Below are 16,323 nucleotides of genomic sequence, written 5' to 3'. Positions count from 1 at the left end.
CTTCTGCCCCTGGCGTTCAACACGATTTAAGAGGCGGCATCATTTGTCTACGGGTAATTTGGATTTCGAACAGTTCCGGGTCTTCCTGGAAAAAGCCTGTGGCATTTTGCTCGGTGAAAACAAGCAGTACCTGGTGTCGAGCCGTCTCAACAAACTGATGGAGCAGCAAGGCATCAAGTCCCTGGGTGAGCTGGTACAGCGCATCCAGACCCAGCCGCGCAGCGGTTTGCGCGAGCAGGTGGTCGATGCCATGACGACCAACGAAACCCTGTGGTTTCGCGACACCTATCCGTTTGAAGTCTTGAAGAACAAGGTGCTGCCCGAGGCCATCAAGGCTGCTCCCAACCAGCGTCTGCGGATCTGGTCGGCGGCCTGCTCGTCGGGGCAGGAGCCCTATTCGCTGTCGATGTCGATCGACGAGTTCGAGCGGACCAACATCGGCCAGTTGAAGATGGGCGTGCAGATTGTGGCCACCGATCTGTCCGGCAGCATGCTGACCAACTGCAAGACCGGCGAGTACGACAGCCTGGCGATCGGTCGCGGTCTGTCCGCCGATCGCCTGCAGCGCTACTTCGACCCGAAAGGGCCGGGGCGCTGGGTGATCAAGGCGCCGATCAAGAACCGGGTGGAGTTCCGCTCGTTCAACCTGCTCGACAGCTACGCAAGCCTTGGCAAGTTCGACATCGTGTTCTGCCGCAACGTGCTGATCTACTTCTCCGCCGAGGTGAAGAAGGACATCCTGTTGCGCATTCACAGCACACTGAAGCCGGGCGGTTATCTGTTCCTTGGCGCTTCCGAAGCGCTGAACGGTTTGCCGGATCATTACCAGATGGTTCAGTGCAGCCCGGGGATCATCTACCAGGCGAAGTGATCAAGACCGGCAACACAAGAAACGGGAGTCCTCAGGGCTCCCGTTTTTTTATGCCTGCAGTTTTTCCGGTGGCAGCAGGCGGCAGAAAAGCGGCATGTGGCGGAAACCGGTTGCCGCTTTTCTGGCATTGCCGTGTTGCCGACTCCGTTCAGAGCCCCGTAATCCGGGGCTTTTTGAAACTGGCACGACGCTTGCTATAACCCTGTTACGAAAAATCCGGTCACCTGAAGGTTCCCGACATGAGCATCAGCTTCGATAAAGCGCTCGGCATTCACGAAAAGGCTCTGGGCTTCCGCGCCCAGCGTGCCGAAGTGCTGGCCAACAACATCGCCAACGCCGACACCCCGAACTACAAGGCGCGGGATCTGGAGTTCTCCAAAGTGCTCGAAGCACAGAGCCAGAAGAGCGCCAACGGCACCATCGCCCTGAACATGACCAACAGTCGTCACATCGAAGCTGAAGGCCTGGGCAATGGCGACGAGTCGCTGATGTATCGCACGCCGATGCAGCCGTCGATCGACCAGAACACTGTGGACGCCCAACTGGAACAGTCGAACTACGCGGAAAACGCCGTCGGCTTCCAGGCCAGCTTCACCCTGCTCAACAGCAAATTCAAAGGGCTGGTGTCAGCCCTGCGCGGAGAGTAATCCATGTCCCTGTCCAGCGTTTTCAACATTGCCGGCAGCGGCATGAGCGCCCAGACCACCCGTCTCAACACCGTGGCTTCGAACATCGCCAACGCCGAGACCGTCTCGTCGAGCATCGACCAGACCTACCGCGCCCGTCACCCGGTGTTCGCCACCATGTTCCAGGGCGGTCAGAGCGGCGGCAGCAATTCGCTGTTCCAGAACCAGGATGCAGCCGGTCAAGGCGTGCAGGTCATGGGTGTGGTCGAAGACCAGAGCAACCTTGAAGCGCGCTACGAGCCGAATCATCCGGCAGCCGACGCCAAGGGCTACGTCTACTACCCGAACGTCAACGTGGTGGAAGAAATGGCTGACATGATTTCCGCGAGCCGGTCGTTCCAGACCAACGCCGAAATGATGAACACCGCCAAAACCATGATGCAGAAAGTACTGACCCTCGGTCAGTGATAAGGGGCGACTGCCATGAGTGTTTCCGATACCACCAGCAGCCTGACGATGAAGGACATACTGGCCAACTCTTCGAAGAAGACCAGTAGCACCACCACCGGCGGCATTGCTTCGGCGACCAACAGCGCGACCGGCGGCCAGGCCCTGGGCAAGGATGCGTTCCTGCAACTGCTGGTCACCCAGCTGAAAAACCAGAACCCGCTGGACCCGCAGGACAACAGTGCATTCGTTGCCCAGTTGGCGCAGTTCAGCAGCCTCGAGGGAATCACTACCCTCAACAGCACCGTCAGTTCGCTGGCCGGCAACTACAACTCGTCGCAAGCCCTGCAGGCTTCTTCGCTGGTTGGCCGCAATGTGATCGTGCAGACCAACACTGCGCAGCTCGATGATCCGAGCAAGGGCCTGACCGGTACGGCAACTGTTCCGTCTTCCATCGCCGGCGGTACGGTGACCATTACCGACAGCAGCGGCAAAACCGTACGCACCATCGATCTGGGCAGTCGCGCCGCCGGCCCTGCCAGCTTCACCTGGGACGGCAAGGATTCGTCCGGCACCCTGGTGCCAGTCGGTACTTACACCTTCAAGGCCAACGCGTCGATCAACGGCACCGCGACGGACCTGGCAACTTACCTGCCGGCCACTGTCAACAGCGTGACCATCAGCCAGACCGGCGGCGAGCTGATGCTCAACCTGTCCGGCAAGGGCACGGTCGCCCTGTCCAAAGTACAAACCATTGGTATATAGAGCCGACTAACCGGCACAAAGGAGTGGAATATGTCTTTCAATATCGGCCTTAGCGGTCTCTATGCAGCCAACAAGCAACTGGACGTGACCGGCAACAACATCGCCAACGTCGCGACCGCCGGTTTCAAATCCTCCCGCGCGGAATTCGAAGACGTGTACTCGTCGACCCGTCTGGGCAGCGGCAGCAAGGTCATCGGTAACGGTGTGCGTCTGGCCAACGTTTCCCAACAGTTCACCCAGGGTGACATCAACAACACCGGCAACGTGCTGGACATGGGCATCAACGGTTCCGGCTTCTTCACCATGAGCAACAACGGCTCGATCTCCTACACCCGTGCCGGTACGTTCAAGGTCGACAACGCCGGCTACATCACCAACACCGACTACACCTCGCGCCTGCAGGGTTACGGTGTGGATTCCAACGGCAAGATCATCAACGGCGTGTTGACCGACCTGAAGATCGACACCTCGAACCTGGCGCCGAAGTCCACGTCGTCCGTGACGTCGACGATCAACCTGAACTCGTCGGAAAAACCGATCGACCAGACCGCTTTCCCGTTCGATCCGGCCAAGCTCGAGTCGTACACCAAGTCGTTCAGCACGCCGATCTATGACACCCAGGGTAACTCCCACGTCATGGATCAATACATGGTGAAAACCTCCGACAACACCTGGAAGGTTTACACCCTGGTCGACGGTCGCAACCCGGACGCAACCGGTAGCAACCCGGTCACTACTCCTCCTGTCGCGTCGACCCTGACGTTCGACAGCTCCGGCAAGCTGCTGCAAGTCAGCACGCCAAGCACGTTGCCGCCTCCTGCGCCGAACCCGATCATCAGCAGCGATTTGAAGCTGACTGGCTGGGTACCGGGCACCGTGACCAACGGCGTCTTCACCCCTAACGGCGCGGCAGCAAACCCGGCTGGTGTGACCATTTCCCTGGCCAAGACCACTCAATACAACGCTGACACCGCGCGTTCGATCCCGACTCAGGATGGTTACGCCACTGGCCAGATCACCAACCTGACCATCGACGGCACCGGCACGCTGTTCGCCAACTTCAGCAACAACCAGAGCAAGGCCATCGGCCAGGTTGCACTGGCCAGCTTCACCAACGAGCAAGGCCTTCAGCCGATCGGTGGCACCAGCTGGAAAGAGACATTCGCTTCGGGTGTTCCGGGCTACGATGCCCCGAAAACCGGCACATTGGGTGAAGTGGTATCCAACTCTCTGGAAGAGTCCAACGTTAACCTGACCAACGAGCTGGTGGACCTGATCAAGGGCCAGAGCAACTACCAGGCGAACGCCAAGACCATTTCCACTCAGAGCACCATCATGCAGACCATCATTCAGATGACCTGATTCTGGTAGCCGGCTGTGAAGGAGCCCCTCTTGTTGAGGGGCTTTTTTATGCCTGTGTTTTTTGATTGGAAGCAGGGGAAGGGCGGGGCAAAGGGAGCAATCAGACTAATGCTCATCCTTTGGTTTGCCGAGGCAGGTGGGGAGGCTTTTCTCTCGGGCAAAAGAAAGCCCCCGACAAACCAGAGGTCTGTCGGGGGCTTCTCGGATCAGGCGTTTCGCAACGCCCGATTCAGCTCAGCTTATTGGCAAGCTTCGCAATCCGGCTCGTCGATGGCGCAAGCCTTCGGTACTGGAGCCGGGCCGGCAGGGGCTGCCAGGACCGAATCGTCACCGTGGTTGCCGCCGCTGGAAACAGCGTTCAGCTTGCCGGTGTTGATGGTCGACTTCTCGGTGCTGGTCGCGGCCAGGGCACGGAGGTAGTAGGTGGTTTTCAGACCACGGTACCAGGCCATGCGGTAGGTCACGTCCAGCTTCTTGCCCGATGCGCCGGCGATGTACAGGTTCAGCGACTGGGCCTGGTCGATCCACTTCTGACGACGGCTGGCGGCGTCAACGATCCACTTGGTGTCCACTTCGAACGCGGTCGCGTAGAGCTCTTTGAGTTCTTGCGGGATGCGCTCGATCTGCTGAACCGAACCGTCGTAGTACTTCAGGTCGTTGATCATGACCGAGTCCCACAGACCGCGAGCCTTCAGGTCGCGAACCAGGTACGGGTTGATAACGGTGAATTCGCCCGACAGGTTCGATTTCACGTACAGGTTCTGGTAGGTCGGTTCGATCGACTGCGATACGCCGGTGATGTTGGCGATGGTCGCGGTCGGTGCGATGGCCATGATGTTCGAGTTACGGATGCCTTTCTGTACACGGGCGCGAACCGGTGCCCAGTCCAGGGACTCGGTCAGGTCGACGTCGATGTACTTCTGGCCACGTGCTTCGATCAGGATCTGTTGCGAATCCAGCGGCAGTACACCTTTGGACCACAGCGAACCCTGGAACGTCTCGTACGAACCGCGCTCGTCCGCCAGGTCGCAGGAAGCCTGGATCGCGTAGTAGCTGACAGCTTCCATCGACTTGTCGGCGAACTCGACGGCAGCGTCGGAACCGTAAGGGATGTGCTGCAGGTACAGCGCGTCCTGGAAGCCCATGATGCCCAGACCGACCGGACGGTGGCGGAAGTTGGAGTTCTTCGCTTGCGGCACCGAGTAGTAGTTGATGTCGATCACGTTGTCGAGCATGCGCACGGCTACATCGATGGTGCGCTTGAGCTTGGCGGTGTCCAGCTTGCCGTCGACGATGTGGTTCGGCAGGTTGATCGAGCCCAGGTTGCAGACCGCGATCTCGTCCTTGTTGGTGTTCAGGGTGATCTCGGTGCACAGGTTCGAGCTGTGGACCACGCCGACGTGCTGCTGCGGGCTGCGCAGGTTGCACGGGTCTTTGAAAGTCAGCCATGGGTGGCCGGTTTCGAACAGCATCGACAGCATCTTGCGCCACAGGTCTTTGGCCTGGATGGTCTTGAACAGCTTGACCTTGCCCGGGTACTCGGTCAGGGCTTCGTAGTACTCGTAGCGCTCTTCGAAGGCCTTGCCGGTCAGGTCGTGCAGGTCCGGTACTTCGGACGGCGAGAACAGGGTCCACTTGCCGTCATCGAAGACGCGCTTCATGAACAGGTCAGGAATCCAGTTGGCAGTGTTCATGTCGTGGGTACGACGACGATCATCACCGGTGTTCTTGCGGAGTTCGATGAACTCCTCGATGTCCATGTGCCAGGTTTCCAGGTAGGCACAGACAGCGCCTTTGCGCTTGCCACCCTGGTTAACGGCAACGGCGGTGTCGTTCACCACTTTCAGGAACGGAACCACGCCTTGGGACTTGCCGTTGGTGCCCTTGATGTAAGAACCCAGTGCACGCACCGGCGTCCAGTCGTTGCCCAGGCCACCGGCGAATTTCGACAGCATGGCGTTGTCGTGGATCGCGTGGTAGATGCCAGACAGGTCATCCGGCACGGTGGTCAGGTAGCAGCTCGACAGCTGTGGACGCAGGGTACCGGCGTTGAACAGGGTCGGAGTCGAAGCCATGTAGTCGAACGAGGACAGCAGGTTGTAGAACTCGATCGCACGGTCTTCTTTCTGCTTCTCTTCGATCGCCAGGCCCATGGCCACGCGCATGAAGAAGATCTGCGGCAGTTCGAAGCGCACGCCATCCTTGTGGATGAAGTAACGGTCGTACAGGGTCTGCAGGCCCAGGTAGGTGAATTGCTGGTCGCGCTCGTGGTTGATCGCCTTGCCCAGTTTTTCCAGGTCGAAGGAGGCCAGCACAGGGTTCAGCAGTTCGAACTCGATACCTTTGGCAACGTAGGCCGGCAGCGCCTTGGCGTACAGGTCGGCCATTTCGTGGTGAGTGGCGCTCTCGGCCACGCCCAGGAAGCCCAGACCTTCGGCACGCAGGGTGTCCATCAGCAGGCGGGCGGTCACGAACGAGTAGTTCGGCTCGCGCTCGACCAGGGTACGGGCGGTCATCACCAGCGCGGTGTTGACGTCGTTCAGGGCCACGCCGTCGTACAGGTTCTTCAGGGTTTCGCGCTGGATCAGGTCGCCGTCGACTTCGGCCAGACCTTCACAGGCTTCGGTAACGATGGTGTTCAGGCGGCCCATGTCCAGCGGCGCGAGGCTGCCGTCGGCGCGGGTGATGCGGATCGACGGGTGCGCCTGTACCGGAGCTTCGGCGGTGGTGCGAACGGCGCGTTCCTTGGAACGGGCGTCACGGTAGATCACGTAGTCGCGAGCCACTTTCTGCTCGCCGGCACGCATCAGGGCCAGCTCGACCTGGTCCTGGATTTCTTCGATGTGGATGGTGCCGCCCGATGGCATGCGACGCTTGAAGGTTGCGGTGACCTGTTCGGTCAGGCGGGCAACGGTGTCGTGGATTCGCGACGAAGCAGCAGCGGTGCCGCCCTCAACTGCGAGAAACGCTTTGGTGATAGCGACGGTGATCTTGTCATCGGTGTAAGGAACGACAGTGCCATTACGCTTGATCACACGCAGTTGGCCAGGCGCGGTGGCAGCCAGATCCGAATTCGAATCGGCGGCCTGCGGCAAGGTGCCCTGCGGGTTCTCGCGAGTTGTGTCGGTTTGCATGGGTGTCTCCACGTTCTCTATGTTTGTTTGGGCACCATCACGGTGCCCACCGTTCCGTCCTGAAGCACTACGACCGGCAGTTGCCGGGTAACGACTTCGGGACAGTTCAGGAAGGGGGCCTTGTGGGCGCCGCTTCCATGCCGAAGTCTTCGGTTCGCGCGATACGCGTGAAACCGCATTCCTTTCGGGGAGCAGTTTGGGACTGCAACACCCGTACCGTTTACGCCGTGATCGGCTGAAAAACGGTAGCCATCCGCAGGCGCGGTTTGGGCTTCTGAAAATACGTTTGGTTCAACCCGACAATGGCAATAAAAAGCCTTGAATTCACTGTCCGGTTTGTGTTTGGTTTTTTGGCCTCAACCCCTACATGTAGGGTTTTTTCAAGCGCGGGCTACAAGATAATGCGTTTTGGGGGAGGATTGCAACGGACAGCCTGTGGATAACCCTGTGCGTAAATTGTGTGCGAAATGTCGAATTCACGTGTAGGCCGCGAACCTGCTGAGCTAGACCGTTTGTCACTGTTTTCCACCGCAAAAAAATGCCGCGGCGGAATTTTGAGGGCGCGAACCCTATCACAAAAATCCGCCTTGTCCGAACGCATTTACCGACTTGTGTTCTGGTTGTTCGCCGTTTATACAATCGGCCCATGCGCATGCATTCTTATCCTCCTTAAAGATGACAAAAAGACGGGAGGATCCTTCCTTTATATGTATCGGCAAGCAGAGGTCACCCGTGGAGCAAGAAGCCTGGCAGGTATTGATAGTCGAGGACGACCAGCGTCTGGCCGAACTGACCCGTGAATACCTGCAAGCCAACGGATTGCGCGTGGAGATCGAAGGCAACGGCGCGCTGGCGGCGGCGCGGATCATCAAGGAACAGCCGGACCTGGTGATCCTCGACCTGATGCTCCCCGGCGAAGACGGCCTGAGCATTTGCCGCAAGGTGCGCGACCGCTACGACGGGCCGATCCTGATGCTCACTGCGCGCACCGATGACGCCGACCAGATTCTCGGTCTCGACCTCGGCGCCGATGACTACGTGTGCAAACCGGTGCGCCCACGGCTGCTGCTGGCGCGCATCCAGGCGTTGCTGCGACGCAGTGACACACCGGAGCCGTCGGCAGGTAATCCGCGTCGGCTGCAATTCGGCCCGCTGCTGGTGGACAACGCGTTGCGCGAAGCCTGGCTCAGTGACAGCGGCATCGAGCTGACCAGCGCCGAATTCGACCTGCTCTGGCTGCTGGTGTCCAACGCCGGACGGATCTTGTCCCGAGAAGAAATTTTCACCGCACTGCGCGGCATCGGTTATGACGGTCAGGACCGTTCGATCGATGTGCGTATCTCGCGAATCCGGCCCAAGATCGGTGATGACCCCGATCACCCGCGCCTGATCAAGACCATCCGCAGCAAAGGCTACCTGTTCGTGCCGGAAGCCTGCGCAGACCTGCCGCTGTGAATTCGATCTTCCTGCGCATCTACGGCGGCATGTGCGCGGCGCTGATTCTGGTGGCGGTGCTCGGCGTGCTGGCGTTGCACCTGCTCAATCAGGTGCGCAGCGAGCAATACCGCGAACGTCTGGCCCACGGCACGTTTTCGCTGATGGCTGACAACCTGCAACCGATGAACGAAACCGAGCGCCATCGCGCCTTGTTGGTGTGGGAACGGCTGCTCGGGATTCCGTTGGCGCTGAAGACCTTCGCACAGACCGACCTCGACCTGACCCAGCGGACCCGCGTGCAGCGTGGCCAGGCGCTGGTCGAACAGACCGGCCCGCACGCGGCCAAGGTCTATCGACTGGTCAGCGACAAGGAACAACGGGTGCTGGTGGGCGAGGTGCAGCAGATCAGCGAGCAACTGGCCCGGGCAACCATTTACCTGTTGGCCGATGAACTGGTGCGGGTGCCCGTGGGTGAGCAACCCAAACGGCTGGCGCAATTGAAGGAAGACAAAGGCTTCGGCTTCGATTTGCGGCTGGTCACCGTCAGCGATGCCGACATGGACGAAGACCAGAGCCGTCGGGTGTCCGAGGGCGATACGGTGATGGCGCTGGGCAAGGGCGGCGATTCGATCCGGGTGTTCGCCGGCATGGTCGGCACGCCGTGGGTGCTGGAAATCGGGCCGCTGTATCAGATGAATCCGTACCCGCCGGAATGGCTGGTGCTGATCGCCGCCCTCGGCCTGACCCTGATCGGCCTGATCGTCTATTTATTGGTACGTCAGCTCGAACGGCGTTTGCGCGGGCTCGAAGCCGCGGCCACGCGCATCGCCAAAGGTAGTCTGGAAACCCGGGTGCCGGCCCGTGGTGCCGACTCGGTGGGCAAACTGGCGGCGGCGTTCAACGGCATGGCCGAGCACTTGCAGCAGCTGCTCGCGATCCAGCGTGAACTGGTGCGCGCGGTGTCCCACGAATTGCGCACACCGGTGGCGCGCCTGCGTTTCGGTCTGGAGATGATCGGCTCGGCCACCACGCCGCAGGCGCTGGAGAAATACCGCGAGGGCATGGATCACGACATCGAGGACCTCGACAAACTGGTCGACGAAATGCTCACGTACGCCCGGCTGGAGCAGGGCTCGCCAGCGCTGACGTTCCAGCGCATCGACCTGGATGCACTGGTCAATCAGGTGATCGAAGAACTGGCGCCTCTGCGCGCCGAAGTCACGGTGCAACGCGGTCTGTGCCTGTCGGCGGCCGATTGCGATGACGCCTGGGTCGAGGCTGAGTCGCGTTACCTGCACCGCGCTCTGCAGAATCTGGTGAGCAACGCCATGCGCCATGCGCGCTCGAAGGTCACGGTCAGTTATCAGGTCGGGCAGATGCGCTGTCGGGTGGATGTCGAGGACGACGGCCCCGGTGTGCCGGAAACCGCCTGGGAGAAAATCTTCACGCCGTTCCTGCGCCTGGACGACAGTCGCACCCGGGCGTCCGGGGGGCACGGCCTGGGTCTGTCGATCGTGCGGCGGATCATTCACTGGCACGACGGCCGGGCGCTGATCGGCAAGAGCAAGAGTCTGGGCGGGGCGTGTTTCAGCCTGAGCTGGCCGAGGAATCAGGAGCGGCGCTGAAGGTTGTGTGGGTTTCACTGGCCTCATCGCTGGCAAGTCGAATCGTCGCACCGCAGCTCCCACTGTGCCTGCGATGAACTCAGACTTTGTGTACACCTTCGAACCTGTGGGAGCTGGCTTGCCAGCGATGAGGCCCGAACAGGCGCTAAAAACTTCAGGCAGGGATGCTGACCAGGCTCAGCAACTGCCCGTCCTGCACGCCGAATTGCGCATCGAGCTCCGTGCCGTTGCGCCATTCGCTGGACAGATCCGTCAGCAGCCGCAGCCGGATCTGACCCTGTTCATTCCACTCCAGCACTTCGGCGTGTTCGAAGTAGAAGCGCTGCTGCACAATCGGGTACAGCGCCTTGAACAGGCTTTCCTTCACCGAAAAGGTCAGGGTCACGCAGAGCGCGATCTGATCCCGGGAGCCGGCGGCCATGCGCTGCATTTCCGGCGGGGTCAGGATCTCTCCGGCCAAACGCTCGGCGCGTTCGGCGTTGAGCAGGTTTTCCAGATCCATGCCCAGCCCCCGCCAGTGCTGTTTGTTGGCGACAATCGCCGCCGCACGGCCGGTGCTGTGGGTGATCGACCCGCAGATGTGCGCCGGCCACACCGGGGCGCGGTCCTCGCCGATGGCCGGAACACTGCTTGAGCCTTCCAGTTGCTGCAACGCCGCCCGGGCGCAAATCCGCCCGGCAAGGAATTCCGCCTGCCGTTTGGCCACCGAGCGCTGGATGCTCGGCGGCGGCTCGATGGCGCTGCGGCGAAAGTCATCGCCGAGCAGTTGCGACGGATCGAAATGGGTGCTCAGCAGCACAGTGTCAGGCAACACCGTCGGCAGCGGCCAATGGGCATTGAGCGGGGTGCAGCAGGCGGGGAGGAAAGGGCTGGCAGTCATGTCGGGCATTTTGCCGGGTTGTCTTCGGGCTGGATAGTGTCGACGTGATCGCTCCTACGCCGAACCGTCGAACCGTGATCGTTCCGACGCTGCGGCCTCGGCCTGTGATCGTTCCCACGTCGAGGCGTCGAACCCTCCGCGTGGGAATGCCGCCCGGGACGCTCCGCGTCCCTTCGCTGTGTGACGCGGAGCGTCACTGTATGCATTCCCACGCAGAGCGTGGGAACGATCAGCAACAGGGGTTCAGCCAAAGATCTTCTTGAAGAACGCCTGCATGTCCGCCCAGGATTTTTCATCGGCGGCCTTGTTGTAGCCGATATCCGGGCCACCGTGATCGCCGTGGCTCAGGCGATCCGCGTCGGGATTGCTGAAACCGTGCTTGGCGCCGTCGAGGCTGACAAATTGATAGTCGGCACCGGCCTTGTCCATTTCCGACTTGAACGCCGCGACGTTGTCCGGGGTGACCATGCTGTCCAGCGCGCCGTGTTCGACGAGGATTTTCGCCTTCACGCTGCCCGGCGTCGCCGGAGTCTTGGTGGCCAGCGCACCGTGGAAACTCACCACGCCGGCCAGCGGCACACCCTGACGCGCGGCATTCAGCACCACGCCACCGCCGAAGCAGTAACCGATGGCGGCGATTTTATCCTTGTCGGTCTGCGGCTGTTTCTTCAACAGATCAAGGCCGGCCTGAAAGCGCTTGCTGGCCGCATCGGCGTTCTGCGTGGCCGCCTGCATGAAGGCCATCGCGTCTTTCGGGTGCTCGGTGTTCTTGCCTTCACCGTACATGTCGATGGCCAGCGCGCTGTAGCCGAGCCCGGCAAGGTCCCGGGCGCGGCGCTTGGCGTAGTCGTTCAGTCCCCACCATTCATGCACCACCACCACGCCGGGGCGCGGGCCCTTGATCGCATCGTCGTAGGCGTAGTAACCGATCAGCTTCGTGCCGTCGGCGCTCTGGTAGGGAATTTCCTCGGTCTTGATCGCCGCCTGGCTGAGGCCGCTGAAGACAAGGAGGGCGAGGGTTAGAAGCAGGCGCATGATCGGGTCTCCTGACAATAAGGGGTCAAACCAGCCTAGTTCATTTCATTCAGGCCAGGTTCAGAGAGCGTTCAGGGGCGGTACAGGGGAAGCTCAGTAACCTTGCGCCATACCCGAAGAGCACAACTGAGGAACACTCAATGACTCGTTTGAACAAACTGCTGCTGGCTTTCACTGTCATGAGCGCAAGCATCGCCGCCCATGCCGACACCACCACCAACTTCGCCGGCCTGACCTTTGGCCAGACCAGCGACAAGATCAAGAAATCCAACGCGCTGAACGACAACCTCGGCCACCCGGACGCCACGGCGGCCATCGACGGTAACAACACCTACGGCGTGCGTCTGGGCCAGCAAAACAGCCAGGGTCGCTACTACGCCACCTACGACAATGTGTCCGGCTCGCACAATGGCATTAAACTGCGCCAGGAAAACCTGCTGGGCAGCTACGATCTGTTCTACCCGGTGGGCAGCAGCACCAAGCTGTTCGGCGGCGCCACGGCCGGTCTGACCAAGCTGACCCAGGATTCGCCGAGCTACAGCCGCGACAGCGACATCGGTTACGCCGTCGGCGGCCAGTTCGGTGTGCTGCAGCAAGTCTCGCAGAACACCTCGGTCGAACTCGGTTACCGTTACCTGCGCAGCAACGCCAGCACCGAGATGAAAGAGAGCGGCGGCAGCAAGCAAGGCTCGCTGGATTTGACCAGCAGCGCCCAGACTTACCTGTCGGCCAACTACGCTTTCTAAGCGATTGGCGTCAGGCCCGCGCCGGGTCGTCCTTCGAGGGGCGACCCGGCGCAGCCATGTGAGGCGAAAGCCTTTGGAGTTGTCGATTTACCCGGGAGAGCGTCATGAAACTGTTGGTCGTCGAAGATGAAGCGCTGTTGCGCCATCACCTGCAAACCCGCCTGACGGAGAGCGGTCACGTGGTCGAGTCCGTGGCCAACGCCGAAGAGGCGTTGTACCAGACCGGCCAATTCAACTTTGACCTGGCGGTGATCGACCTTGGCCTGCCGGGCATGGGCGGGCTCGACCTGATCCGCCAGTTGCGCTCGGGCGGCAAGACCTTTCCGATCCTGATCCTCACCGCGCGTGGCAACTGGCAGGACAAGGTCGAAGGCCTGGCCGCCGGCGCCGACGATTACGTGGTCAAGCCGTTCCAGTTCGAAGAGCTCGAGGCGCGGCTCAATGCGCTGCTGCGCCGCTCCAGCGGCTTCACCCAGTCGACCATCGTCGCCGGCCCACTGTTGCTGGATCTGAATCGCAAGCAGGCGACCCTCGACGAACAACCCCTGGCGTTGACCGCCTATGAGTACCGGATCCTCGAATACCTCATGCGTCATCACCAGCAAGTGGTGCCCAAGGATCGGCTGATGGAGCAGTTGTACCCGGATGACGACGAGCGCGATCCGAACGTGATCGAAGTGCTGGTCGGCCGACTGCGCCGCAAGCTCGAAGGCCCGGCCGGGTTCAAGCCGATCGACACCGTGCGCGGCCTCGGCTACCTGTTCAATGAGCGCTGCACTTGATCCGTTCCCTTCGCGTTCGGCTGATGCTCGCCGCCACCACCCTGGCGGTGTTGTTCATGCTCGCGTTGCTCCCGGCGATGCAGGGCGCGTTCAGCCTCGCGCTGCAGGACTCGATCGAGCAGCGCCTGGCGTCCGACGTCACCACGCTGATCTCCGCCGCGCGGGTTGAAAACAACCGCTTGATGATGCCGGCACAGTTGCCCGACGAGCGCTTCAACCTCACGGACAACCGCTTGCTCGGCTACATCTATGACCGCGAAGGGCATCTGGTCTGGCGTTCGAAGGGTACCCAGGAAGAGAAGATCAACTACACGCCGCGCTACGACGGCCTCGGCAACGAGTTCGCGCGGATCCGCGAGGCCAACGGTCAGGAATTCTTCGTCTACGACGTCGAAGTCAAACTGCTCGGTGGCAAGAGCGCGGCCTTCAGTATCGTGGCCCTGCAACCGGTGCGCGAGTACGAAATCACCCTCGAAGGCCTGCGGGAAAATCTCTACCTCGGTTTTGGTGCGGCGCTCCTGGTGCTGCTCGCGCTGCTGTGGATCGGCCTGACCTGGGGCCTGAAAGCCTTGCGCCGGCTCAGTCAGGAACTCGACGAAATCGAAGGCGGCACCCTCGAAAGCCTTAGCGAACAGCACCCACGTGAACTGCTGCGCCTGACCGGTTCCCTCAACCGCCTGCTGCACAGCGAACGCCAGCAGCGCAGCCGTTACCGCGACTCCCTCGACGATCTGGCCCACAGCCTGAAAACGCCATTGGCGGTGCTGCAAGGCGTCAGCGAAGACATGGCCCAGCGCCCCGAAGACCGCGATCAGGCGTGGGTGCTGCACACCCAGATCGAACGCATGAGCCAGCAGATCGGCTACCAGTTGCAACGCGCCAGCCTGCGCAAAAGCGGTCTGGTGCGCCATCAGGTGCGCCTGCGCCCGGTGCTGCAAAGCCTTTGCGACACCTTGGACAAGGTCTACCGCGACAAACACGTGCGCGTCGCCTTCGATCTGCCGGAGCACTGCTACGTGCCGATCGAGCAGGGCGCCTTGCTGGAGATGATGGGCAACCTGCTGGAAAACGCCTATCGCCTGTGCCTGGGCGAAGTGCGCATCAGCGTGCGTGAAAGCCATTCCGGAATCGAACTCTGCATCGAAGACGACGGCCCCGGCGTACCGCCGGATCAGCGCGCACGGATTCTCGAGCGCGGCGAACGCCTGGACCGCCAGCATCCGGGGCAGGGGATTGGTCTTGCGGTGGTCAAGGACATCATCGAGAGCTACAGCGCCAAGCTGACCCTGGGGGATTCGCCGATGGGCGGGGCGGCGTTCAGGATTCATTTCCCGGCGGTTTAGGTGGTGGCCTTTCGGGCCCCATCGCTGGCAAGCCAGCTCCCACAGGTTTTGAGGTACGGCTTGGACATTGTGGGAGCTGCGGTGCGACGACTCGACTTGCCAGCGATGGGGCCAGTGACTTCACCACAGGATTGTTGATTGCCTTACTGCTCCTGCGCCCGATAAGCCCCCGGCGTCAGCCCCGTCCACTTCTTGAACGCCCGATGAAACGCCGACGGCTCGGAAAAGCCGAGCTGCTCGGCGATCTGTTGCAATGACAGATCCGCCCGCCCCAAGTGATAAATCGCAATGTCCCGCCGCAACTGATCCTTCAATTCCTGAAAACTGGTGCCTTCCTCGCGCAAATGCCGGCGCAGGGTTTGCGGGCTGATGTGCAGGTGCGCGGCCACGGCTTCGAGGTCCGGCCAGCGTGTGCTGTCATGGCTGAGCAAACGGCGCAGCCGGCTGCTGAGGCTGTTGCCGTCATCCGGGCGGGACAGCAGGTCGGCGGGGGAGCGCTCGAGAAAATGCTTGAGGGTGCGTTCGTCCTGCAACAGCGGCATGTGCAGATAGCGGCTGTGAAACACCAGGCTGCTTTGCGTTGCCGAAAACTCCAGCGGGCAGGAAAACAGCAGATCGTATTCCGCCCCGTGCGCCGGTTTCGGGTAGCTGAAACTTGCCTGTTCCAGACGAATCCGCTGGCCGATCAGCCAACTGCCGAGGCGGTGCCAGATCACCAGCAGGCTCTCGCTGAGAAAGTGATCCGGGTCCCACAATTGCGCATCGTCGAGGCTCAGGCGCACCCATTCGTCTTCATGGGTCAGGGTCAGGCGCGGGGCTTCCGGGAATAGGCTATAAAACAATAAGCCGCGTTGCAGAGCCTTCTCCAGGCTGCGGCAATGAATGATGGCGTGGCACATCATGGCGAAGCTGCCGGGTTTGCTCGGCGCGTTGCCGAAGCCCAGGTATTCGTCGTCCAGGGCCAGCCACAGGTTCTGGATCAGTTGGGTGAATTGCTCCGGGGCGATCCGCGCGCGCGGCTCGTCGAGCAGTTCGGGGCTGATGCCCAGTTGCTGCAGCAGGTCCGAATAGTCGTAACCCGAGCGCCGCGCGCCACCGAGGGCGGCGCGGGCAAAGTGACTGGCGATGGTGCGTTCGCGCATGAGCGGCAGATCCTTCCTCTGGCGACCGATGGTAGCGGCTGCCTTTGATCGGTAACAAGGCGGATTTCCGCCAAATTGTAGGACGAGGTCGGGCGAGTTGGCGGAAATCCGCCACACTTGAGTAACCG

Annotated in this window: 14 protein-coding genes; 10 read left to right on the top strand and 4 right to left on the bottom strand. The window is 61.2% G+C overall.

All coding sequences use genetic code 11. From position 1 onward, the window contains the following. Positions 1-43: 43 nt before the first annotated feature. The 5 genes from cheR (at position 44) to flgE (ending at position 4,071) form a co-directional block, all read left to right on the top strand. The gene (cheR, locus tag IHQ43_RS21800; RefSeq protein WP_007960327.1) at positions 44-871 is read left to right on the top strand and encodes a protein-glutamate O-methyltransferase CheR; all 828 of its coding nucleotides are present in this window, start codon (positions 44-46) and stop codon (positions 869-871) included. A gap of 239 nt (positions 872-1,110) precedes the next feature. Further along, on the top strand, positions 1,111-1,518 hold the full coding sequence (flgB, locus tag IHQ43_RS21795; protein ID WP_192562066.1) for a flagellar basal body rod protein FlgB: 408 nt from the start codon (positions 1,111-1,113) through the stop codon (positions 1,516-1,518). A gap of 3 nt (positions 1,519-1,521) precedes the next feature. Then, positions 1,522-1,965, top strand: a complete 444-nt coding sequence (flgC, locus tag IHQ43_RS21790) for a flagellar basal body rod protein FlgC (protein ID WP_007960329.1) — start codon at positions 1,522-1,524, stop codon at positions 1,963-1,965. Between the two features lie 15 nt (positions 1,966-1,980). Beyond that, positions 1,981-2,709, top strand: coding sequence for a flagellar hook assembly protein FlgD (gene flgD, locus IHQ43_RS21785; RefSeq protein WP_011335508.1), 729 nt, complete (start codon positions 1,981-1,983; stop codon positions 2,707-2,709). Between the two features lie 30 nt (positions 2,710-2,739). Then, on the top strand, positions 2,740-4,071 hold the full coding sequence (gene flgE / locus IHQ43_RS21780; protein ID WP_192562065.1) for a flagellar hook protein FlgE: 1,332 nt from the start codon (positions 2,740-2,742) through the stop codon (positions 4,069-4,071). 239 nt (positions 4,072-4,310) lie between these two features. On the opposite strand, the gene IHQ43_RS21775 is transcribed toward flgE, so the two are convergent. Beyond that, complete coding sequence (locus IHQ43_RS21775; RefSeq protein WP_192562064.1) at positions 4,311-7,205, bottom strand: ribonucleoside-diphosphate reductase subunit alpha; 2,895 nt, start codon at positions 7,203-7,205, stop codon at positions 4,311-4,313. A 732-nt stretch (positions 7,206-7,937) separates the two neighbouring features. Between IHQ43_RS21775 and IHQ43_RS21770 the strand changes: the two genes are divergently transcribed. Together IHQ43_RS21770 and IHQ43_RS21765 are read left to right on the top strand one after the other, a co-directional pair. Continuing rightward, a complete protein-coding gene (locus tag IHQ43_RS21770; protein ID WP_192562063.1) occupies positions 7,938-8,660 on the top strand; it encodes a response regulator in 723 nt (240 codons plus the stop codon). Beyond that, on the top strand, positions 8,657-10,267 hold the full coding sequence (locus tag IHQ43_RS21765; RefSeq protein ID WP_192562062.1) for an ATP-binding protein: 1,611 nt from the start codon (positions 8,657-8,659) through the stop codon (positions 10,265-10,267). The genes IHQ43_RS21770 and IHQ43_RS21765 overlap by 4 nt, the downstream gene beginning before the upstream one ends. A 154-nt stretch (positions 10,268-10,421) precedes the next feature. On the opposite strand, the gene IHQ43_RS21760 is transcribed toward IHQ43_RS21765, so the two are convergent. Further along, a complete protein-coding gene (locus IHQ43_RS21760; RefSeq protein WP_208492424.1) occupies positions 10,422-11,147 on the bottom strand; it encodes a 4'-phosphopantetheinyl transferase family protein in 726 nt (241 codons plus the stop codon). Between the two features lie 243 nt (positions 11,148-11,390). Further along, complete coding sequence (locus IHQ43_RS21755) at positions 11,391-12,182, bottom strand: dienelactone hydrolase family protein (RefSeq protein ID WP_192562060.1); 792 nt, start codon at positions 12,180-12,182, stop codon at positions 11,391-11,393. Between the two features lie 140 nt (positions 12,183-12,322). On the opposite strand from IHQ43_RS21755, the gene IHQ43_RS21750 reads away from it, so the two are divergent. The 3 genes from IHQ43_RS21750 (at position 12,323) to IHQ43_RS21740 (ending at position 15,053) form a co-directional block, all read left to right on the top strand. Then, positions 12,323-12,928 carry a hypothetical protein gene (locus tag IHQ43_RS21750; protein ID WP_192562059.1) on the top strand — a complete coding sequence of 202 codons (606 nt, stop codon included), beginning with the start codon at positions 12,323-12,325 and terminating at the stop codon, positions 12,926-12,928. A 104-nt stretch (positions 12,929-13,032) separates the two neighbouring features. After that, a complete protein-coding gene (locus IHQ43_RS21745) occupies positions 13,033-13,710 on the top strand; it encodes a response regulator transcription factor (protein ID WP_007957754.1) in 678 nt (225 codons plus the stop codon). Continuing rightward, complete coding sequence (locus IHQ43_RS21740) at positions 13,707-15,053, top strand: ATP-binding protein (RefSeq protein ID WP_192562058.1); 1,347 nt, start codon at positions 13,707-13,709, stop codon at positions 15,051-15,053. The genes IHQ43_RS21745 and IHQ43_RS21740 overlap by 4 nt, the downstream gene beginning before the upstream one ends. Positions 15,054-15,196: 143 nt before the next feature. On the opposite strand, the gene IHQ43_RS21735 is transcribed toward IHQ43_RS21740, so the two are convergent. Beyond that, positions 15,197-16,195, bottom strand: a complete 999-nt coding sequence (locus IHQ43_RS21735) for an AraC family transcriptional regulator (RefSeq protein WP_192562057.1) — start codon at positions 16,193-16,195, stop codon at positions 15,197-15,199. Positions 16,196-16,323 lie beyond the last annotated feature (128 nt).

Origin of the sequence: Pseudomonas gozinkensis (assembly GCF_014863585.1) — a bacterium.
In the GTDB taxonomy this organism is placed as follows: Bacteria; Pseudomonadota; Gammaproteobacteria; order Pseudomonadales; family Pseudomonadaceae; genus Aquipseudomonas; species Aquipseudomonas gozinkensis.
Note: the sequence above shows the minus strand (reverse complement) of the source record. Positions and strands in the feature narration are given on the sequence as shown.